General features: G+C 63.1%; 17 protein-coding genes and 4 pseudogenes. 8 read left to right on the forward strand and 13 right to left on the reverse strand.

What is annotated here, in order from left to right; translation table 11 throughout:
* Positions 1-359 (forward strand): phage portal protein family protein (locus C8N34_RS13120; RefSeq protein WP_146177480.1); only part of this gene is annotated, 359 nt, incomplete at its 5' end.
* A 403-nt stretch (positions 360-762) separates the two neighbouring features.
* On the opposite strand, the pseudogene C8N34_RS13130 reads toward C8N34_RS13120, so the two are convergent.
* The 7 genes and pseudogenes from C8N34_RS13130 to C8N34_RS13160 form a co-directional block, all read right to left on the reverse strand.
* A pseudogene (locus C8N34_RS13130) lies at positions 763-897 on the reverse strand (major capsid protein); the annotation flags it as partial.
* A pseudogene (locus C8N34_RS13135) lies at positions 896-1,141 on the reverse strand (transposase); the annotation flags it as partial. The pseudogenes C8N34_RS13130 and C8N34_RS13135, both read right to left, overlap by 2 nt.
* A gap of 65 nt (positions 1,142-1,206) precedes the next feature.
* The gene (locus C8N34_RS13140) at positions 1,207-1,914 is read right to left on the reverse strand and encodes a DUF1003 domain-containing protein (RefSeq protein WP_054301483.1); all 708 of its coding nucleotides are present in this window, start codon (positions 1,912-1,914) and stop codon (positions 1,207-1,209) included.
* 97 nt (positions 1,915-2,011) lie between these two features.
* Positions 2,012-2,818: a class II glutamine amidotransferase gene (locus C8N34_RS13145; RefSeq protein WP_108129226.1), complete on the reverse strand. Its 807-nt coding sequence runs from the start codon at positions 2,816-2,818 to the stop codon at positions 2,012-2,014.
* 341 nt (positions 2,819-3,159) lie between these two features.
* Positions 3,160-4,875, reverse strand: a complete 1,716-nt coding sequence (locus C8N34_RS13150; RefSeq protein ID WP_108129227.1) for a thiamine pyrophosphate-dependent enzyme — start codon at positions 4,873-4,875, stop codon at positions 3,160-3,162.
* Between the two features lie 8 nt (positions 4,876-4,883).
* Positions 4,884-6,518, reverse strand: coding sequence for an FMN-binding glutamate synthase family protein (locus C8N34_RS13155; RefSeq protein WP_108129228.1), 1,635 nt, complete (start codon positions 6,516-6,518; stop codon positions 4,884-4,886).
* 284 nt (positions 6,519-6,802) lie between these two features.
* A complete protein-coding gene (locus C8N34_RS13160; RefSeq protein WP_108129229.1) occupies positions 6,803-8,872 on the reverse strand; it encodes a bifunctional DedA family/phosphatase PAP2 family protein in 2,070 nt (689 codons plus the stop codon).
* A 204-nt stretch (positions 8,873-9,076) separates the two neighbouring features.
* Here C8N34_RS13160 and C8N34_RS26875 point away from each other — a divergent pair.
* Positions 9,077-9,401: pseudogene (locus tag C8N34_RS26875) on the forward strand (transposase); the annotation flags it as partial.
* Here the strand turns inward: C8N34_RS26875 and C8N34_RS13170 are convergent.
* Positions 9,354-9,667 (reverse strand): annotated as a pseudogene (locus tag C8N34_RS13170) (transposase); the annotation flags it as partial. The pseudogenes C8N34_RS26875 and C8N34_RS13170 sit on opposite strands and share 48 nt — an antisense overlap.
* 277 nt (positions 9,668-9,944) lie before the next feature.
* Between C8N34_RS13170 and cls the strand changes: the two are divergent.
* Complete coding sequence (gene cls, locus C8N34_RS13175; protein WP_268245825.1) at positions 9,945-11,360, forward strand: cardiolipin synthase; 1,416 nt, start codon at positions 9,945-9,947, stop codon at positions 11,358-11,360.
* 535 nt (positions 11,361-11,895) lie between these two features.
* Complete coding sequence (locus C8N34_RS26370; RefSeq protein WP_158640708.1) at positions 11,896-12,291, forward strand: response regulator; 396 nt, start codon at positions 11,896-11,898, stop codon at positions 12,289-12,291.
* A 60-nt stretch (positions 12,292-12,351) separates the two neighbouring features.
* On the opposite strand, the gene C8N34_RS13185 is transcribed toward C8N34_RS26370, so the two are convergent.
* On the reverse strand, positions 12,352-13,101 hold the full coding sequence (locus tag C8N34_RS13185) for an acyl-homoserine-lactone synthase (RefSeq protein WP_108129232.1): 750 nt from the start codon (positions 13,099-13,101) through the stop codon (positions 12,352-12,354).
* Positions 13,102-13,237: 136 nt separating this feature from the next.
* Between C8N34_RS13185 and C8N34_RS13190 the strand changes: the two genes are divergently transcribed.
* Complete coding sequence (locus C8N34_RS13190) at positions 13,238-14,662, forward strand: sensor histidine kinase (RefSeq protein WP_108129233.1); 1,425 nt, start codon at positions 13,238-13,240, stop codon at positions 14,660-14,662.
* 63 nt (positions 14,663-14,725) lie between these two features.
* On the opposite strand, the gene C8N34_RS13195 is transcribed toward C8N34_RS13190, so the two are convergent.
* From C8N34_RS13195 to C8N34_RS13210, 4 genes are all read right to left on the reverse strand, one after another.
* Positions 14,726-14,938, reverse strand: coding sequence for a hypothetical protein (locus tag C8N34_RS13195; protein WP_054301475.1), 213 nt, complete (start codon positions 14,936-14,938; stop codon positions 14,726-14,728).
* Between the two features lie 66 nt (positions 14,939-15,004).
* Complete coding sequence (locus C8N34_RS13200) at positions 15,005-16,780, reverse strand: acyl-CoA dehydrogenase C-terminal domain-containing protein (protein ID WP_108129234.1); 1,776 nt, start codon at positions 16,778-16,780, stop codon at positions 15,005-15,007.
* A 39-nt stretch (positions 16,781-16,819) separates the two neighbouring features.
* Complete coding sequence (locus C8N34_RS13205) at positions 16,820-17,239, reverse strand: MerR family transcriptional regulator (RefSeq protein WP_054301473.1); 420 nt, start codon at positions 17,237-17,239, stop codon at positions 16,820-16,822.
* Between the two features lie 171 nt (positions 17,240-17,410).
* Positions 17,411-17,785, reverse strand: coding sequence for a MerR family transcriptional regulator (locus tag C8N34_RS13210; RefSeq protein ID WP_108129235.1), 375 nt, complete (start codon positions 17,783-17,785; stop codon positions 17,411-17,413).
* A 143-nt stretch (positions 17,786-17,928) separates the two neighbouring features.
* On the opposite strand from C8N34_RS13210, the gene C8N34_RS13215 reads away from it, so the two are divergent.
* The 3 genes from C8N34_RS13215 to C8N34_RS13225 are packed head-to-tail and all read left to right on the forward strand — an operon-like array spanning position 17,929 to position 20,202.
* A complete protein-coding gene (locus C8N34_RS13215) occupies positions 17,929-18,378 on the forward strand; it encodes a PaaI family thioesterase (RefSeq protein ID WP_054301471.1) in 450 nt (149 codons plus the stop codon).
* A complete protein-coding gene (locus C8N34_RS13220; RefSeq protein ID WP_054301470.1) occupies positions 18,375-18,887 on the forward strand; it encodes a PaaI family thioesterase in 513 nt (170 codons plus the stop codon). The genes C8N34_RS13215 and C8N34_RS13220 overlap by 4 nt, the downstream gene beginning before the upstream one ends.
* Before the next feature lie 4 nt (positions 18,888-18,891).
* Entirely contained in the window at positions 18,892-20,202 is a 1,311-nt protein-coding gene (locus C8N34_RS13225) for an MATE family efflux transporter (protein WP_242013811.1), read from the forward strand.
* Positions 20,203-20,214: the final 12 nt, after the last annotated feature.

A 20,214-nucleotide genomic window follows, 5' to 3' on the forward strand; every position in this document is an offset into this window, starting at 1 on the left:
ACCGCGATGTGATCCGGCCGTGGATCCAGCTCGAGTTCGGGCCGCAGAAGCGCTATCCGCGCATCCGGATCGGCCGCCCGAAGACCGAGGATCTGTGCGCGCTGGCCACGGCCGTCGACAAGATGGTCCGTCTGGGGATGGAGATCGAGGAGGGCGAGATCCGCGCCCGCTTCGGCTTCTCCGAACCCAAGCCCGGCGCCCGGCTTCTGACGGTGGCAGCGCCCGTTTCCACCGCTGATCTGGCCGGATCGGCACCCTTGAACGCTTCCAGGCCACCGGATTGTCCAATGCCCTACATCGGTTCGTCGACGGCTTCGATATCGAGAATGCCGAAGGTCAGCGAGGGCTTGCGAGACTGATCAAAGGTCTGGATTGCATTCTGGGTCGCGCGCCTAACCTCGAAGGCGGCCATGAACGGATATCCCGGAACCAGAGCTGGCTTCTCAGCACCGCAGCACACGCTGTCGAGCGGCTCGTAGGCGTGCGGTCAATGCATGCTCTCGAGGACGATTCTGTCGCCATCCTGCACAAGGTCTCCGCTGTTCGCTTTTGGCACGATGTCGATCTCAGCAAGCACGCGAAGATGCTTGAGACGGCGGTGCCAGATTGGCCTGAATTGAACGATTCTATCTTCTGGTCAGCGATCGCTGCAGAGCGCGCGCTCCGGGAAGCGACCGGAGGCGGTCGTGTCACTGATCCGTTCAGCGCACTCTTTGGTAGTTGCTGCCGCTACGAAGGCGGTGATTTCGAAAGCGTATTTTCGTCCAGGTGCTGGAGGGCGTAGAGGGACAGGCCGATAGTGTTGGCAGTTTCAAACAGGTTCGCCGGGCCGCCACAGGTGGTGAAGGTGTCCAGCGCGCCCAAAGGGAAGGCGATGCCCTCGTTCGCCGGGACCATCCAGGACCTCCTCCCACGGCCCGGCGAGCGTCCAGCGCCGCAACGGCCGGCAGACAGATGACCACTTGCCAAACTCCTCTGGCAGGTCCCGACACGGCGCACTGGTCCGCGCGTTCCAGAAAATGCCATCCAGAACAAGCCGATGGCCCGCAGGCTTGCGCCCGTTCGGATGCCGGACTGCCCGGATGACGCCCTCAAAGAATGCCCATTCGTCGACAGACATCAGGTTGCGTGCCATGGTCACCCTCACGCAGAGATGATCTTGAAGCACAGACGACCGCGAAGGGGAATCCGTTTTGGCAACGGGCCTTAGCGCCGCCGCTGCCCGTTTGCCTCCAGCAGATCAATCTGGATCTTCTGCAATTCAGCCAGCTTTTCCCATTGGCGGGAAAGCTGGTGGTCGATCTTTTCGTGCAACTGCCGGATTTCGAGTTCTGCCTTGAGATTGACGCGATAGTCATTCTCGGCGCGCAGGCGGTCCTTTTCCTCCTGGCGGCGCTGGCTCATCATGATGATCGGGGCCTGAAAGGCCGCCAGCGTCGACAAAACGAGGTTCAGGAGGATGAAGGGGTAGGGATCAAAGGGCTGCCGGAACAGATGCACCACGTTCACCGTCATCCAGAGAACCAGCACCAGCAGGAAGCCAAGGATAAAGGTCCAGCTTCCGCCGAAGGAAGCGACCCTGTCCGCCACCCGGTCCCCGAACCCCAGATTTTCCCGGTATGCCTGTGACACCGGCTGGGAAATGGTTTCATGGCTTGCCATGGCGTCGATGACCTGCCGCTCGATGGCGCCAAGCTCGCCACGTTCCTCTTCAAGTAATGCCTCGACATAAGCGCGGCGTGCATGCGCCAGATCAGGCTCGCAGATGAATTTGCCATCCTGCCAGCCGGGGTGGCCCGCCTCGATGATCTTGCCCACCCCCGGGCGCACCGCAACCCATGGCCGAAGCGCGTGGACCGGAAAGGGCTTGCCGCACACATGGCACAGTTCAGTATGTTGTTTCGACCCGCTCATTCGCACATCTTCCAGGGATGACGCCGGGCAAGCAAGCTGTTTGATATCAGCCTTTTGCCGACGCGGTGCCTGATGGTCTCCGGCGTCGCCCGCCGGATCAGGACAGACTGCTGCTGACGATATGCCCGTCCCGCAGCGCCAGAGCGCTGGCTTCTGGCAGTGGTTTCCAGCCATGAAGACTGAGCGGAACACTCGCCAGAAGGACAATGCGCGCAGGCAGATCGTCGATGCGTAACCCATGGCCACGCCATGGTCCTTCTTCGCTGCCTTGTGCGAAATCGCGGATGCAAAGCCCCGGCGGCATCGGATGGGAAACGCCGGTTTCTGTTTCAAAGATACGCTTGTGCGCATGGGCGAACAGGGTTTCGCCATCAAAGAACAGGAAGTTCGCATCGCCGAGTACGGCCATCTGCGCGGCGAAACGGCGAAAGATATCAAACCGCAGGGTTGTCTCCTCTGCCCCATGCGGCACATCCTGCAAGGCGCGCAGCAACAGCAGGAAGGCCAGTTCGGAATCGGTGTCCCCCACACACTCAGCGCGCAATCCGGGCGCCAGATCATCTATGCCATGCAGCGTGCCGTTATGGGCGAAATGATGCATCCGCCCGGCATGGACCCGCGTGAACGGGTGGGTGTTCGCCAGATGCGGCTCACCTTTCGAGGCACGCCGGACATGCGCGATCAGATGACGGCAGGGGATCTCGCGTTCAACAACCATCCGGGCAAGTGCGCTGTCGGCAGCTGGTGTAGCCTCGCGGAAGATGTGGGCATCGCGATCCTCGGCGAAAACGATGCCCCAGCCATCGCGGTTGCGGTGCCGCTCTCCGCCCTCACGGGCAAAGCGGTCCAGCGTGTATTCCACGATGGTTGGGCGCGACGCGCTCATGGCGAACAACTCGCACATCACATCATCCTTTGCGACAGGTTGGCGAGAACCCGGATCGGGCCAGCGGCCATGATGCCAGCCCCCCGGAAACATGACAGAGAAAATGCCGCTGAATTGCAGAACTCAGCCGCCACGTCTTGATCGTGTCCATCACCCCCCGGCGCCAGATCCGTGCCAGCATAGCCCCGCAATCCAGATCAGCCCCACCGGCACGCAGTTCAGCAAACGAACCAGAAGAGGTGCGGTCTGCATACCGATGCCGGTGAGGTTGAAACAGCCCGCGCATCATGCCGGTGGACATATGCCACTGGCCGCAGAGATCGAAAAAAGGCGGTCAGGGATGATCAGGTCCACGCGTCTCACCGCAGGAAATTGTCACGCAACAGCGCGACAACTTCCTTCGTCCGGCCATCAAGCATCGCCCGGATGCCAAACATGGCCGTCGATGCAACCTGCGAAGGTTTCACATGCGGCGGCATGACCAGCTCCATGCGGTTGACCTTTACATCCAGCAGCGCGGGGCCTTCAGCGGCCAGCCAGGCAGTCATCGCGCTTTCCAGATCATCCGCATTCTCTGCCCGCCATCCGCTGAGGCCACAGGTGCGGGCCAGCGCAGCGAAATCAGGGTTCTGCAATTCGGTATAACTGTCCAGAAGCCCCTCGACCCGTTGTTCCATCTCGACGAAGCCAAGACTGCCGTTGTTGAAGATCAGAAGCTTCACTGGCAGCTTTTCCTGCACCAGCGTCAGCAGATCGCCCATCAGCATGCTCATTCCGCCATCGCCGCACATGGCGATGACCTGCCGGCCCGGATAGGCCGCCGCCGCCCCCATGGCCTGCGGATAGGCATTGGCCATGGTGCCGTGCAGAAGACTGATCAGGAACCTGCGCTGGCCGCGTGCCGCGACATGACGCAGCAGCCAGACCTGCGGAGAGCCGCCATCCGCTGTCAGAATCGCGTCTTCCGCTGCCAGACTGTCGAGCATCCGGGCAACGGCCTGCGGATGGATCAACGCCGGGTCGGGCTCATTCGCTTCCCGCTCATACCCCTCCCGATCCTCCTCCCATTGCTTCAGCGCCTGTTGCAGATGGGTCGGGTCGCGATCCCCGGACAGGCTGGGCAGAAGCGCCTCAAGGGTTGGGCCGATATCGCCAACCAGCCCCAGACGGATCGGCGCGCGGCGGCCCAGATGGGTGGCCTCGCGGTCGATCTGGATGACGTGCTTTCCATCGGGGTAGAACTGCGTCCAGGCGAAATCGGTGCCGAGGCACAGCATGATGTCGGCGCGGTCGATGGCATCTACCCCTGCCTTGTTCCCCAGAATGCCGGTCATGCCGACATTGAACGGGTTGTCCGGTTCGATGAACTCCTTGGCCCGGCTGGTATGGACGACCGGCGCGGCCAGCACCTTCGCCAGCGCGATCACCGGATCATGCGCCTCCCTTGCGCCGATCCCGGCGTAGATCGTGACCTTGTCGGCTTCGTTGAGCGCGCTTGCCAGCACCTCCAGCTCGCGATCCGAAGGGCGCAGCACCGGCGCCGGGCGATGCACCGCCCAATCCAGCGCGTCCTCCGTCCTTTCGGTGAACATGTCGCCATTGACGATCACGACTGCCACGCCGCCCTTGTTCAGTGCCGCCTGCGCGGCCAGTGCAACGATGCGCCGGGCCTGATCGGGGTGGCTGACATATTCGCAAAAGACGCTGCATTGTTCGTAGATCTTGCGCTGGTCGACGGCCTGGGGAAAGCTCAGCCCAGCCTCTGTCCGCGCCACGTCAGAGGCGATCAGCACCACCGGCGCGCCGTTGCGGTGGGATTCGAAAATACCGTTGACGAAATGCAGGCTGCCCGGTCCGCAGGTTCCGGCGCAGACCGCCAGTTCGCCGGTCATATAGGCCTCGGCCCCTGCCGCCAGACCACCCGCCTCTTCGTGCCGTACATGGACCCACCGCATTTCAGAGCGCCGGATCGCATCGGTGAAATGGTTGATCGTGTCGCCGACGATGCCCCAGCATCGCTTCGCCCCGGCGGTGATCAGGGTCTCCACCATGACTTCGGCAACGGAGCGGGACATGGTTCACCTCACATTTCGGCAGGGATATTCTTGGCAGCGGCCCGCGCAGGAACCAGATCGATGCCGGGGCGGAAACTGTCGGCCCGGGCGGCCGCCCACCAGTCGGCGTAGATTGTATCGTCGGGCGCATCGCGCAGGATGCCTTCGGGCAGGAAGGTGTGTATGCGATCCATCGGCATGGCCTTTTCCGGGCCGGTGCGGTGCATCAGATGATGGGGTTGCAGATCCTGCGGGTGCCTGAAGCCCGCCGCTGCGACGATGTCAGCCATCGCTTCCAGCGTCTTGGCATGGAACCGTGCGGCGCGTTCACCCTGCACTTCGGGGATGAGGCCGCGCTGACGGCCCGGGTCCTGGCTGGTCACGCCTGTCGGGCAGGTGCCGAGATGGCAGCGCTGCGCCTGGATACAACCAACCGACAGCATGAAGGCCCGTGCGGCATTGCACCAGTCCGCGCCCAGCGCGATGTTTTCCGCCAGCCCCATGCCGGAATAGACCTTGCCGCTCGCCGCCAGCCGAACCTTGTCCTTGATGCCCGCCCCGACCAGCGCGTTGCGCATCAGGACCAGCCCCTCTGTCAGCGGCATACCGACCCAGTCGGACAGTTCCAGCGGCGCGGCGCCGGTGCCACCCTCTCCACCGTCGACAACGATGAAATCGGGATAGATGCCGGTCTCCAGCATGGCCTTGATCATGGCGAAAGGCTCGTGCGGCTGACCAATGCACAGTTTCAGCCCCACCGGCTTGCCGTCAGACAGATCACGCATCCGGGCCGCGAATTCCATCATCTGTATCGGAGTCGAAAAGGCCGAATGGCCGCGCGGCGACAGGCAATCCTGATGCGCGGGCACCTGCCGGATGCGGGCGATCTCCTCTGTGACCTTGGCGGCGGGCAACAGCCCGCCATGGCCGGGCTTGGCCCCCTGCGACAGCTTGATCTCGGTCATCCGCACGGCGTCATGGGCCGCGTTGTCACGGAATTTCCCGGCGTCGAAACGCCCGTCCTTATCCCGCGCCCCGAAATAGCCTGACCCCAGTTCCCAGACCAGATCGCCGCCATGTTCCAGATGATAGGGAGAAAGGCCACCCTCGCCCGTGTCGTGATAGAAGTTGCCCTTCTTCGCTCCCAGATTCAGCGCCCGCACCGCATTGGCCGAAAGCGCCCCGAAACTCATTGCGCTGATATTCAGCACCGAGGCCGAATAGGGCCGCGCGCACTGATCATTGCCGACAATGACACGCGGGCTGATATCGGGGTCAGGCTCTGGCGCGATAGAATGGCCGATCCAGTGATACTCTTCGGCATCGACATCGCGTTCGGTGCCGAAAGGATGGGTGTCCGTCTCGCCCCGTGCACGGGCATGGACCAGATTGCGTGCCTCGAAGGAATAAGGCGTGCCATGCAGATCGTCCTCGACGATATAGGCGCGCAGATAAGGGCGCAGGCGGTAGAACAGCCAGCGAATGCGCCCCGCAACCGGAAAGTTTCGGGTAATCGTCCAGTCACGCTGGAGGAAATCGTAGATGCCAAGCGCAACGACCGCCAGAAGCAGCAAAGCCACCCAGACCCATCCGGCCAGAAGGGCGGCAAGTGCAAGAACCGCCGCAACTATCGGAATTATGGCCCGCTGGATCAGATCGAACATGGCAGCTCCCCGATGCCTGCATCATGGCCTCTCGCGCCTGACAGATACGCGGCCCGGCGATGCAGATGGTGGAGTGCCACCTTCCTCAGGAATGAAGACAGGGTCAAGCAGTGCAGCCCCGTGCGAACGTCATCCTCCCCGTAATTTGACCCCAATCACAGATGACCCCTTGAATGCGACCGTCCCCTGCCTCCTGCGCTGGCGTCGGGGCGCGCAAAGCAGCGTGGCAGATCACGAATCTGCGCCGCCCTTTCCTGTCTTGGTCACACGGCTTGACGTCGGATTCAGTGCCCTATGACCAGAACGGTGATATCAGCAGCCATCGACGCCGGGCCGGAACTGCCTTCGAGCGGTAAGGAAATCCTGCCCCGCGCGGTCGCGCCTTGCCCGATCAAAGCCTGTACGAGGCTGTCATTCAAACCCTGATCGGCGGAAATTTCCTGGTCCGGCGCGCGGTCTGCATCGTCATCAAGCCCCACTGCGCCGACCCAGGCGCGGAACCCGTCAGGGGTTACATATTCGGTGCGCCAGAAGCGGGCATGAGGGTGGCGCACCGACAGTGTCGCTGTGCCGCCCGAAGGGGCCGAAAATGTCAGATCGCCCGGCATCCCACGCCAGAAATGCGTCACCATCTGAACAGTCGGGTCTTCATTCCCGATGATCGCGGCCGAAATCGCATCAAGGATGCGTCCCGGCGAGGGCGGCGGCGCCGGGGTCCAGCCGGAGGCCTCCATGTCGTTCGACAGGGTCCGCTCATCCCGCGTAAACACAACCAGAGAGATTGCATCGACCGGCGTGCCGATCAGCGACTCGGTCATCACGGGCAGATCCGGGCCGGAAAGGGCCAGCGGGCCGGAAACCGTCACATCCGCGATGTGTGCAGGTGCATTGCGGGCGGGCTCGTGACGCCAGAGTCCAACCGTCGCAAACCCGGCAATGGCAATCATCGCCATCTGGCCCGCAATCCTTGTCCTGCCCCGAACCGGGCGGTACGCAAAGCTGCGCGATGAAAGCCATTCGGCCACCGCAATTCCGATTGTCAGCCACAGCGCCCCCACGAGCCAGCCGTTCAGCACATCGCTGAGGTAATGCTCGATCAGGTAGATCCGGCTGACGCCAATGGCGAAGGCGACAAGACCCGCCAGCAGCAGCGCCGACTCTGCCCGCAAGACCCTTGTCCGCCACAGTACATAGGTCAGCATCCCATAGGCCGCGACCGAAACTGCGGCATGGCCGGAGGGAAAGCTGCCAGAGGTTTCCACAAAATACCCCAGCGGTGAACGTGACCTGCCGAAAGCGTGCTTGAGCAATGAGACCGTCAGCGTATTGCCCATAACCGATACAGTCAGGCCTGTGGCCAGCGGCCTCTGCCCCGCCAGCACAAGCCAGATCAAGGTTGCGGCGACCAGCGGCGCCACCACCCGCACGCCCCCCGGTATGGTGATCCACGAGGCGATGCGGATGGGCGCAGGCGACCAGAATTGATGGATCAGTTCGGCAAGCCGCATGTCCAGCGCAGCCATCGACGCATCCAGAGCGAAATCCATGGCCGTGTCGATCCAGACCACGCCGATATAGATGATCAGAAGCGACAGAAATGTCAGCGGCAGCCCGGTGAAGGTGCTGCGGTCAAACCGTGCCACGACCCGGTGAACCGTTTCTGGATGGCGCTTCAGTGCCTTCGCCATCAGGGGAATTTCGGCAATCCCGCGCAGCGCCGCCGCCAGGACCATGCCCGCAAGCGGCAGAAGCCGCAGCAGACTGTAGAGCAGCCCCCAAAGCACGGCCAGCAGCAGAAGGATCGCCCCGATCAGAACCGCCACACGGGTCACCGACCCGCCGATCTGCCCAAGCGCACCGCCAAGCGCATAACCGATTGCGACATGCACAAATGCGTAGGGCACGCTGCCGATGATGTTCCAGATCAGAAACCGCCGACGCTCCATACCAGCCAGCGCCGCGGCAAGCGGCACCAGGCCTGCAACCGGCCCCAGAAAGCGCCCGATCACCAACGCCACTCCTCCGTGTCTGGCAAAAAGCCGGGTCGCCCGCGCGAAGGCGGCAGAGTTCTCGATGCGCCTGCGGCCGGGCAGACGATCTTTCGCCAGACGGCCGGTCCAGTAACTCATCTCCGAGCCGAGGATGGACCCGACAGCCACGAACCAGACCAGATCGAGGAAATCCAGAAGGCCACGCTGTACAAGAATGCCGCCTGCATCGACAATCAATGTGCCCGGAATGACGATGCCGGTAAGAAAGTAGGCCTCCAGCATCGAGGCTCCGCCGACCAGCCAGTACCCGAGGATACCGAGTGACTGGAGCGAGGGGAGAATCTGGTCAAGTGTCGGGAACATCAGGCTGCTTCATGATAGGGCCGTGCGGAGCCAACCCGACAGGGCCGTGCCGCGCATCGCCCCCATGGACAGGACATCGGGCGGTGCAGTCAAGTCACGCAGCCGCCCCACCGGCCGGAACTTCTGCGTGAGGCTGCACTCTGGACCTGCACCGGTTCCGTTCCGGTCTTCCGAGAGCGATGCCCTCACCAAAGGAGACAGGATATGGCGAGGACACACAGCGACGATTTCAAACAGGATGCCGGGATGCGGTTCGCATCGCGCTCACCAGCGGTCTGACACGGCGGCAGGTTGCGTCTGATCTTGGGATTGGGCTTTCCACGCTCGGCAAATGGATAGGGTCGATTTCCGATGCGGCGAAGGCACCGGAACATGGTGCTGATCTTCTTCGCGAGAATGAGCGCTTGCGCAAAGAGAACCGCATTCTCAGGGAGGAGAGGGCGGTGCTAAAAACGGCTCAGTTCTTTGTGGCTCAAAAGCCGTGAAGTTTCAGTTCATTGCCAGCTATCGGGGCAGCCTTTCGCGCAGCGAGCCCCGCGTGGTTCAAGCCATCCAGAAGGTCCTCCCACAGCCCGGCGAGCGTCCAGCGCCGCAACTGCCGGCAGACAGATGACCACTTGCCAAACTCCTCTGGCACGTCCCGCCACGGCGCACTGGTCCGCGCGATCCAGAAAATGCCATCCAGAACAAGCCGATGGCCGCCGGCTTGCGCCCGTTCGGATGCCGGACTGCCCGGATGAAGCCCTCGAAGAATGCCCATTCGTCGACGGACATCAGGTTGCGTGCCAAGCTCACCTCCCACGCAGAGATGATCTTGAAGCACAGACGACCGCGGAGGGGAATCCGTTTTGGCAACACGACCCAGGGCCTGTTGCCAAGGCCGTTCTGGCTGCGCGGTCATTGGCCGGAAAGGGCTGCCCGCGCTCACGCTCTGCCGTTCAGGCCTTGAAACCGGAGGCCGCACAGCCGCATCATTCCGCCAGGCAGACCCGCCCCGCAAGCCTGAGGGCGCGGCAGGTCGTCAGCCGTTTCGTCCGATTGCAGCGGAGGCAGCACTCTGTTCTATCTCGTTCTGCATGTTATGGTTGTCGGGGTTTGCGCGGTGCACATTCTGCTGCGCCGCCATCGGCAGCCGGAATCCCGTATGGCATGGCTGCTTGTCGTAATGGTCCTGCCATATCTGGGGGCCCTGGCCTATCTGCTGCTGGGCCAGACCAGCGTCGGGCGCAAGCGTGTTGCAAGGCTGAAGTCCGAGTTCAGCGGCCTGCCGCGTCCCGAAGATGCCGATGGCTGGGCTGCGCCTGAAAACGCCCCGGATCTGCATCCGGAATTTGCACCGCTGTTTCGTGTCGGGCAATCCATTTCTGGCTACCCGGCGGTGGGCGGCAACACCGCACGGTTGATGGAAAACTCTGATGCTGCCATTGACGAGATGGTGGCGGCCATCGACGGGGCGCGCGATCATGTCCATCTGCTGTTCTATATCTGGCTCGATGATCACAACGGGCAGAAGGTTGCCGAGGCCCTGATGCGCGCGTCAGGCCGGGGCGTGGCTTGCCGTGCGATGGTCGACGACCTCGGGTCGCGCGCGCTGCTGAAATCCGGGCTTTGGCGGCGGATGGGGGCCGCCGGGGTTCGCACCCGCTCGGCCCTGCGCGTTGGCAATCCGCTGTTGCGCATCTTCAATGGCCGGATCGACCTTCGCAATCACCGAAAGATCGTTGTGATCGACAATGCCGTAACCTTCTGCGGCAGCCAGAATTGTGCGGACCCCGCTTTCCTTCCAAAGGCCCGGTATGGGCCATGGGTGGATGCGGTGATGCGGTTCACCGGGCCGGTCGTGCGCGAGAACCAGCACCTTTTCGCAAGCGACTGGATGAGCAATGGTGGCGACGACATCTCTGTCCTGCTGACCGCGCCGCTGCCGCCTGCACAGGCGGGATTTGCTGCGCAGGTGGTCGGAACCGGCCCGACATTCCGGACGCTGGCGATGCCCGAAATGTTCACTTCGCTGATCTTCGCCGCGCGCCGGTCCGTGTTTATCACGACGCCCTACTATGTGCCGACACCCGCGCTCCAGCAGGCGCTTTGCGCCTGTCCCGCGCGCGGCGTCGATACGAGGATCATCCTCCCGGCCCGCAATGACGATTTTGCTGTCGGCGCCACCAGCCGAAGCTACTACGAAAGCCTTCTGGAAGCAGGCGTGAAGATCTATGAGTTCCAGCATGGGCTTCTCCATACCAAGTCCCTGACCATGGATGGCCAGATCACGCTGATCGGCTCCGCCAACATGGATCGCCGCAGTTTCGATCTGAATTATGAAAACAACATCCTGCTTCAGGACGCAGACACCACCACCGCGATGCGGGCGCGGCAGGAAGAGTATCTTGCGCAAAGCAGACTTGTCCCGTTCGAAGAGGTTCAGGCCTGGGGACCGGGACGCAGGCTGTGGAACAACGCCCTGGCAATCGTTGGACCGATCCTTTGACCTTGCGCGAGCTGAATGCGGGACGGGCAGAACAGGGAATGCGCCGGTTGCGGTAGGGGAGAGGCTGCGGATTCGCCCGGCCACCCTGCATCTCGTGGTGACAGGTTTTCCGGCATATCCGCCAACGCACCTGACGATCCGCCATATTCCTGATGGTTCACGAACGTCTCTGTCTTCTGGCCAACCGGCGGCAGCGGAGAAGGCAGAGAACCGAGGCCGGTAAATTCGGCCGATGGCGCATCACCGCGGTCCGGTGATCCCATCTTTTCAAAGACCTACCCGGATGATCCGGTTTCGGGTGTCAGCCCTGATTTGCTGTGTTTGGGGGAGGGCTGCCGTGGCAAATCACCGTGAGTGCTGCCCGACAGTCTCTTGTTGTCCGGCCGCCGCCCGGCCTTGGGCGGCCTTATTAATGCAGCCTCAGGGCCATGTTGTCGCCACAATGGGCGGGCACAACAATCGTATGCAGCAGGTGCGTGCCCCGTCGTGCAGGAACAGAAGCAGCGCAGCCGGGGGAATCGTGGGGACGAAAGCGATGTCAGATCCCAGAATCGTACACGTCGATGATTGCCCGGATATCAGGGTCCTGGTCCAGATTGCGCTGGAGATGGTCGCCGGGCTGCCGCTGGTGCAGTTCGAAAGCGGCGATCAGGTGGTGCGTCTTGCTGATACCATCGAGGCGGATCTGTTTTTGCTGGATGTCATGATGCCGGGCCTGTCGGGGCCGCAGGCATTCCGGCTGCTGCGCGCCATGCCGAAATTCGCATCGACTCCCGCCATCTTCCTGACGGCGAAAGCGACGGAGCGCGAGCTGAAAGACCTGAACGGTCCCGGCGTGTTGGGCACGATCACCAAGCCCTTCGACGCGCTGCAACTGGGGCAGCAGGTGCGCAAACTCTGGGAAGCCAGCCTGCTCGGGCGGGTGGCGTGAATGGGGGACCGCGCCGGTTTTCACGGTCACGCCCGTTCTGCCTGCGGTCTGGTGCTGCCGTCAGTTCACGAATTCGATCACCGGGAACAGCGCGGCACAGACCTTGTCGCCATCAATAACCAGCGGCGCCCCCACGGGCGAGGCGGACATGCCGATACGGGCCATCCATCGCCGGAACACGGCGGGAACAATCCCGATGACATGGGTTGCGCCAGCCTCGCGCGCGACCTTCGCCATCTCGGTCATCAGCTGCACCTGAACCTGCGCCCGCAGCTTCGCGGGCACGTCAGGCTTGATGAACAATCGCGTCGCCTCCCAGATCAGCGGCGAAACGGGTGCCTCGAAAAAGAGGATGTCCCGCGGCAGACTGTCCAGCAATCCAAGCTGGGCATCGCGCAGCATATAACTGTGCAGGCCAACCTTGGAGGTGGTTGGCAACAGCCGGATGCCGGCAAGAACCTCGCCGTAACTGTGAATCGCGATCATGCGGGCCTGGGCCGTATCGTATTGATCGAACTCGATTCCGTCAGTTTCCGGTAGATCCCATCCCTTGCCTTCGATAAACACCTTATGCCGCATGCGCATGAAGTCGACGAAGAGGTCGCCGTGCTTGTGGATGTTTGTAAAGGTCAGGGTTGTCGCTTTGAGCGCACCGCCCAAAAGCGGGTCGGTCCTGCTGTCCTGTGGTTGTTCTGCGGCCTCCTTCAGGAGGATGCGTTCACGGGTGGTTGCCTCGGGAAGTACTTGCGGACTGATTACTGGAAAGAACAACCGAGCTGAACGCACCCTAGCCGGTTTCATGCCTTCCATGCCTACCTCAACGTTTCGTGTCCTTCTCTCTGGTATGCACGCTTGTGGCGAAAATGGCCACAGTTTTTCCTCTTTTTAGCGACAATGATTCACCATCTGTTAAAATGTATCTTCTTGGAGTGGTGTCTTGAGCGAAGTGTCGGCCTACAGATCCAACGGTATCCGCGCCGAAAGCCGCGTGTCGGGCCAGCTTGGGACGCTCTGGACACGCCTGCGGGCCGGACAGACCGATGAGGATCGCCTGAAACGGCAGCTTCTGGACTATGCAGAGGTCGGTCAAAGGCTTTTCTGGCAACGTCAGATGATCTTCGGCGTGGCGCTTCTGCTGGCGGGCTTCTTCTACAGCCTGCCGCTGGCCGTGCTGAACCTCGTCATGGTCGCCATCTGCGAAACCTATGACTACCGCGTGTTCATCAGCATCGCGCGGGCCAGGGCGCGCGGCCAGCAACCGGGGCGCCGTCATTACTGGAGTATCGTGCTCGGCACGATCATGAGTTCGGGCGCCATCAGCTTCTTTGCGGTCTGGATCTCGATCCTGCAAGGACAGGGCTCGCATTTCATGCCGATGTTCTTCCTCTTCGCGGCAGGGGTCTTTGCCGCGATGAACAATCATCACCTGCTGTCGATCCTTGCCCTGCGGCTCGGGATCTACGGCGTGACCTTCTTCGCGATTCCGATTCGCGATATCGTGCTGGCCGTGGGCGGAATTGGTTCTGACCTGTGGGTGCAGTTCCTCTCCAGCCTGTTCGTGGCCTATTTCATCATCGACTGTTCGCGCATCTTTCTGGCGATGTATCGCACCAATATGGAGCGTCTGATCGAGCTTGAGGTGCAGAATCGCAAGATCGAGGCGGCGCTGGCGGCCAAATCGGCCTTCCTGTCGACGATGAGTCATGAACTCAGAACGCCGCTGACCTCGATCAGCGCCTCGCTGGACCTTGCTTTGTCAGGCAACCTCGGGGCGGTCGATCCCGCACCGCGCAAGGTGCTCGAAATCGCGCAACGCAACTCCAAGACGCTGAAATCGCTGATCGACGAGGTGCTTGATCTTCAGAAGGCCAGTGCCGGCAAGCTGACGCTGGAACTTCATCAGACGGATCTTGTGGCGCTGGTGCAGGAATCGGTCGATGTGAACCAGCCCTATGCTGGCCGGCTGGGCTGCGTGATCGAGTTCGTCCGGCCGGAGGAGACCCTGACGGCCACGGTCGATTCTCAAAGGATCAAGCAGGCGCTCAGCAATATCCTGTCCAATGCCGCGAAATTCTCGCCGCCGGACAGCAATATCGAGGTCAGCATCGGCGTTCACGATGGCGCTGCCCTGATCGAGGTGCGCGACCAGGGCGAGGGGCTGGACGAGGCCCGAAAGGACGAGGTGTTCGAGCCCTTCACCCAGCTCGATTCGGGGGATGGGCGGAAGGCCGGGGGAACGGGGCTTGGCCTCAGCATCACCAAGCAGATCGTCGAGGCGCATGGCGGCCACATCGACTATCGCCGGAGCCCTGTGCGTGGAACCATCTTTTCCGTCACACTGCCGCTGAAAACCGAAGCGGGCGGCGTCTGATCTGCCTGTGCCGCGCCGCTCCATGGCTGCGGGCAGGGCAGCTTCAGCCTGCGTCGCACAGGGTCAGCGTTTACGGTCGTCCAACTCGGCGTTGAACAGCCGCAGACGGTGGGTCAGGTTCTCGTTGTCGATCACGCTGGTCCAGTTCTCAAACAGGAAAGACAGCGCCTCTCCCTCGTCCAACCCGGCCTCCTGCGCGAATTTGCGCAGGCGGCGATAGCCGTCCTCGGTCATGGCAACGGGAAAGCGGCGGGTCAGGCGAAAGCGGCGGGGCATGGGCGTCTCCGGTCGGGCTGGGGCAAAATCCTTTCTGCAAGGATTTTGCCCGATGTCGCCCGCAGCTTAGAACGCCTCTGCCGCCAGCGCCATAACCGGATCGGCGCCGCTTTCGATGCGTGCCAGATGCGTGGCACAGGCAGGAAGCTGTCGCGCCATGTAATAGCGGCCGGTCGTGATCTTGGTCTCGTAGAAGGTCGTATCCGCGGCGCCTGCATCCAGCGCCGCATAGGCAGCCTTCGCCATGCGGGTCCACATCAGGCCAAGACAGACATGCCCCATCAGATGCATGAAGTCGTAAGATCCGGCCAGCGCGGCATTGGGGTTCTTCATTCCGTTCTGCATGAAGAACATGCCAGCCGCCTGCATTTGCTTTGACGCAGCTTTCAGCGCCTCGGTAAAGGGGACCATGCGGGCATCGCCATCATGCGCTTTGCATTCGGCCTTCACCATGTCGAAGAAGGCCATGACATGCTTGCCGCCATCCGCCGCCAGCTTGCGCCCCACGAGGTCCAGCGCCTGCACCCCGTTCGCGCCTTCATAGATCATGGCGATCCGGGCGTCGCGCACGAACTGCGACATGCCCTGTTCCTCGATATAGCCATGCCCACCGTAAACCTGCTGGGCCTGCACCGCCATCTCGAAGCCCTTGTCGGTCTGGAAGCCCTTGATGACGGGGGTCAGCAGACCCACAAGCCCGTCGGCCGCCGCGTCGTTCTGGCGGTGGTGACGGTCGATGAGCGAGGCGCCCCAAAAGGTCAGCGCGCGGGCGCCTTCCACGAAGGATTTCTGGTCCATCAGGCTGCGGCGGATGTCGGGATGCACGATCAGCGGATCGGCAGCCCCGGCGGGATTCTTGGCACCGGTCACATCGCGGCCTTGCAGGCGGTCCTTCGCATAGGCGACGGCGTTCTGATAGGCGGCTTCCGCCACCGCATAGCCTTGCAGGCCCACACCCAGACGTGCCTCGTTCATCATGGTGAACATGGCACGCATGCCCTTGTGCAACTCGCCCAGCAGGAAGCCGGTCGCGCCGTCGTAGTTCAGGACGCAGGTGGCATTGCCGTGAATGCCCATCTTCTCTTCGATCTTGCCGACGGAAACCGCATTGCGGTCGCCCAGGCTGCCATCCTCCTTGACCATGAACTTCGGCACGATGAACAGCGAAATGCCCTTGGTGCCCTCGCCACCGCCCGGTGCCTTGGCCAGCACCAGATGGATGATGTTTTCGGCCATGTCATGCTCCCCAGCCGAAATGAAGATTTTCTGCCCGGTGATTTTGTAGCTGCCATCCGCCTGCGGTTCGGCTTTGGTGCGCAGCATCCCCAGATCGGTGCCGCAGTGCGGCTCGGTCAGGTTCATCGTGCCGGTCCAGTCGCAGGACACCATCTTTGGCAGATACGTCGCCCTCTGTTCGTCGGTGCCATGCGCGTGGATCGCCGAATAGGCGCCATGGGTCAGGCCCTGATACATGTTGAAGGCCATATTGGCGGAAACGAAGATCTCGCCCACGGCGGTGCCCATCAGATAGGGTAGGCCCTGACCGCCATATTCCGGGTCGCAGTCCAGCGCGGTCCAGCCACCTTCCTTCATGGCCTCGAACGCGGCCTTGAAGCCTTCGGGCGTCCGCACCACGCCATTTTCCAGAACACAGCCCTGCGCATCGCCCACCGCATTCAGCGGCGCCAGCACTTCGGAGGCAACCTTGCCCGCCTCTTCCAGCACGGCCGAGGTGAAGCTCGCGTCCAGATCCTCATATCCGGGCACGCCGGTTTCGGTGACGCGCAGCACATCTTGCAGCAGGAACTGCATGTCTTTCAAGGGGGCGGTATAGGTGGGCATGTCTCTCTCCCTTCGGGTCTTGCTCTGGGCGGGTGCCGGTCAGGCGCCGCCGCGGTTTCTGAGGCTCGCCATCATCTCTTCGCCCCAGGCCATCTGGGTCTTGAGCTCGGCGATTGCCTCGTTCAGTTCGTCGCGCTGCGCCTCCATTGCGTGCAGCCGCTCTTGCGCCAGCTCATAGGTGCGCTTCAGCTGCGCCTCCTGCTGGCTGGGATCGTGGTCGTACATGTCCAGAAGCTGCCGGATATCCTCGAGCGAAAATCCGAAGCGCTTGCCGCGCAGGATCAGCTTCAGCCGCGCGCGGTCGCGGCGGGTGAACAGGCGGCGCGTACCCTGACGGATCGGGAACAGCAGTTCCTTCTGCTCATAGAAGCGCAGCGTGCGCGGCGTCACCTCGAAGGCGTCGCACATTTCGCGGATCGACAGGGTGTCCGACAGGTCGGTTTGCGTCAAACGGGTCATACGGGGTCTCGTGCAGAGTTACTCTGCGTCAGAGATGCGGGGTCTGACCTTTTGATACCAGAGGGATCGAAGTTGACGTAAACATAACGTCACGTCAGTTTTTCGGTGACGTAATGTCCTGAAATCTGACGCAGGGTCAGGGTAATTTTCTGACCCTGCGGCAAGCGCAGGTCAGCTTTCGCCCAGCTCTTTCACAGCCGTTTCGCGCAGGGCCTGCAAATCCGCGATGGTCACATCCAGCTCGTCCCGCTGGCGGGCCAGTTCGGCCAGCTGCCGGTCGGCGAGGCCGATCCAGGCCTCAAGCTGCGGCCGCGTGCCCTGCTGCTGATAGATCAGCAGCCACTGGCGCAACTCCTCCAGCGAGAAACCAAAGCGGCGACCGCGCAGGATGAGCGTCATCCGCGCAATCTCGCGCGGGCCATAGAACCGTGCGCGGCCCTCGCGTTCGGGGGCCAGAAGCTCGATATATTCGTAATAGCGCAGGGTCCGGGGCGTGACGTCGAACCGGGCGCACATTTCCTTGAATGTCAGGCGGGTATCGGTCATCCACGGTCCTCCTTGCCTGCCCAACCTAAGGGCAAATCGCCTCCGGTTGCAATCGGGCTTGGTGCGAAGGCCGCGGCGGGGGTTGCGGCGGAGGCGCGCAAGATGTCACATGGCGCGGCAGGTTCCGGCACAAGAGGCAGGCCATGAGCAACGACAGGCGCGACATCGCTCGCAAGTTCATCGAGGCGCTGCCCCACGCGCGGGCGCTGGGCATGCGGCTGGAGGAATTTGGCGATGCCCGTGCGGTGATCGCCATGGCCTATGATCCGCGGTTCATCGGTGATCCGGCGACGGGGGTGATCCATGGTGGCGCGGTTTCGGCGCTGATGGATACGGCCAGCGGCGCGGCAGTGATGGCGCATGGCCTTGCCCCGGCGGGCACCGCCACCATCGACCTGCGCATTGATTACATGCGCGCGGCGACGCCCGGCCAGACGATCCGCGCCCGTGCCGAATGCTATCACGTTACCCGCAGCGTGGCCTTCGTGCGGGCGACTGCGCTGGACGATGACGAAAGCCGCCCCGTCGCCTCGGCCACCGGCGCCTTCACCATGGAACCCGGTCCCGGCACCCCGGCGGAGGGCGGCAAATGAGCCCGCGTCAGAAGCCCGAGCCGGTCCAAGTGCTCAAACAGCGTCGTGACGGCGCGCTGCGCCGTCTGGTCGAGGGGGTGCCCTATATCAGCTTCCTCGGGATCCAGTTTGACCGGCGTGGCGACGAGTTGACCGCAATCCTGCCCTTCAAGGACGAGTTGATTGGCAACCCCCTGCTGCCCGCCCTGCACGGCGGCGCCACGGCGGCGTTTCTGGAGGTGACGGCGATCATCGAACTGAGCTGGTCGATGCTGTGGGAGGAGATGGAGAAGGGCAGTCTCGATCCCGCCACCATCGACGCGACCCATCTGCCGCGCCTGCCCAAGACGATTGATTTCACCGTGGACTATCTGCGTTCGGGCCTGCCGCGCGATGCATATGCGCGGGCGCGGGTCAACCGTTCGGGCCGCCGCTATGCCAGTGTGCATGTCGAGGCGTGGCAGGACAACCGTTCGCGGCTGTTCGCACAGGCGACCGGGCATTTCCTGATGCCGGACCGTGAGGACTGAGCCCGTGACCCCGGTGACGCATCGCCGCGTCCTGCATATCGCGGCGCCCATCGTGTTGTCGAATGCCACGGTGCCTCTGCTGGGGGCGGTGGATACCGGGGTGGTCGGGCAGATGGGGGCGGCGGCACCCATCGGGGCGGTGGGCATCGGCGCCATTGTGCTGGCGACCTTCTACTGGATCTTCGGCTTCCTGCGGATGGGCACCAGCGGCCTTGCGGCACAGGCGCATGGCGCGGGTGATGCGCCGGAACGCACGGCGGTGCTGATGCGGGCGCTGATGATCGGTTTCGCGGCCGGTGCCACCCTGGTCCTCGCGCAAGGCGCGCTGTTCTGGGCGGCGTTTCGCGTGGCGCCCGCCTCCCCCGAGGTCGAGGCGCTGGCGCGGCAATACCTGTCCCTGCGCATCTGGGGCGCCCCGGCAACCATCGCGCTTTACGCCGTCACCGGCTGGCTGATCGCGCTGGAGCGCACGCGTGGCGTGCTGGTGTTGCAGCTTTGGATGAACGGTCTGAACATCCTGCTTGATCTTTGGTTCGTGCTGGGGCTCGGCTGGGGTGTGCGGGGGGTGGCCGGGGCGACGCTGATCGCCGAATGGTCGGGGCTGGCGCTGGGTCTCTGGCTCTGCCGCGATGCATTTGGCCCTGCGCTGGCCGCTGCGCGCGCACGCCTGTTCGACAGCACCGCCCTGCGCCGCATGGCCTCGGTCAACGGGGACATCATGGTGCGGTCCGTCCTGCTGCAAGGCGCCTTCACGACCTTCCTGTTCCTTGGGGCAGGGCAGGGCGATGTGACGCTGGCCGCCAATCAGGTGCTGTTGCAGTTTCTGGAAATCACCGCCTATGCGCTGGACGGTTTCGCCTTTGCGGCCGAAACGCTGGTGGGGCAGGCCGTGGGCGCGCGCTCGCGCAGCGTGCTGCGGCAATCCGTGCGGCTGCCATTCCTCTGGGGGCTGGCCGGGGCCGCGCTGATGGCGGCGGGCTTCGCGCTGGCGGGCGGGGCCATCATCGACCTGATGACCACCTCGCCCGAGGTGCGGGCCGAGGCACGCGCCTTCCTGCCCTGGATGATCGCCGCGCCGCTGATCGGCACCGCAAGCTGGATGTATGACGGCATCTACATCGGCGCCACAGCGACCCGCGAAATGCGCAACGCCATGATCCTGTGTGTCGCAATCTACGCCGCTGTCCTGGCTGTGCTGTTGCCGCTTTGGGGCAATCACGGGCTCTGGGCTTCGCTCATGGTCCTGAATGCGGTGCGCGGCCTGACACTTGGCTGGCGCTGGCCCAGGCTGGAAGCGCGACTGGCGGTCGTCTGACCAGCCTGCGCC

Origin of the sequence: Gemmobacter caeni, from assembly GCF_003054195.1 — a bacterium.
GTDB classification, from domain to species: Bacteria; Pseudomonadota; Alphaproteobacteria; order Rhodobacterales; family Rhodobacteraceae; genus Gemmobacter; species Gemmobacter caeni.

What these genes read in the sequence shown, in the direction of transcription:
- C8N34_RS13150 (WP_108129227.1), bottom strand. Translation starts at nt 4,875, where the DNA reads ATGTCCCGCTCCGTTGCCGAAGTCATGGTGGAGACCCTGATCACCGCC.
- C8N34_RS13220 (WP_054301470.1), top strand. Translation starts at nt 18,375, where the DNA reads ATGAGCCCGCGTCAGAAGCCCGAGCCGGTCCAAGTGCTCAAACAGCGT.
- C8N34_RS13140 (WP_054301483.1), bottom strand. Translation starts at nt 1,914, where the DNA reads ATGAGCGGGTCGAAACAACATACTGAACTGTGCCATGTGTGCGGCAAG.
- C8N34_RS13200 (WP_108129234.1), bottom strand. Translation starts at nt 16,780, where the DNA reads ATGCCCACCTATACCGCCCCCTTGAAAGACATGCAGTTCCTGCTGCAA.
- C8N34_RS13205 (WP_054301473.1), bottom strand. Translation starts at nt 17,239, where the DNA reads ATGACCCGTTTGACGCAAACCGACCTGTCGGACACCCTGTCGATCCGC.
- C8N34_RS13215 (WP_054301471.1), top strand. Translation starts at nt 17,929, where the DNA reads ATGAGCAACGACAGGCGCGACATCGCTCGCAAGTTCATCGAGGCGCTG.
- C8N34_RS13195 (WP_054301475.1), bottom strand. Translation starts at nt 14,938, where the DNA reads ATGCCCCGCCGCTTTCGCCTGACCCGCCGCTTTCCCGTTGCCATGACC.
- C8N34_RS13210 (WP_108129235.1), bottom strand. Translation starts at nt 17,785, where the DNA reads ATGACCGATACCCGCCTGACATTCAAGGAAATGTGCGCCCGGTTCGAC.
- C8N34_RS26370 (WP_158640708.1), top strand. Translation starts at nt 11,896, where the DNA reads ATGTCAGATCCCAGAATCGTACACGTCGATGATTGCCCGGATATCAGG.
- C8N34_RS13160 (WP_108129229.1), bottom strand. Translation starts at nt 8,872, where the DNA reads ATGTTCCCGACACTTGACCAGATTCTCCCCTCGCTCCAGTCACTCGGT.
- C8N34_RS13185 (WP_108129232.1), bottom strand. Translation starts at nt 13,101, where the DNA reads ATGGAAGGCATGAAACCGGCTAGGGTGCGTTCAGCTCGGTTGTTCTTT.
- C8N34_RS13145 (WP_108129226.1), bottom strand. Translation starts at nt 2,818, where the DNA reads ATGTGCGAGTTGTTCGCCATGAGCGCGTCGCGCCCAACCATCGTGGAA.
- C8N34_RS13155 (WP_108129228.1), bottom strand. Translation starts at nt 6,518, where the DNA reads ATGTTCGATCTGATCCAGCGGGCCATAATTCCGATAGTTGCGGCGGTT.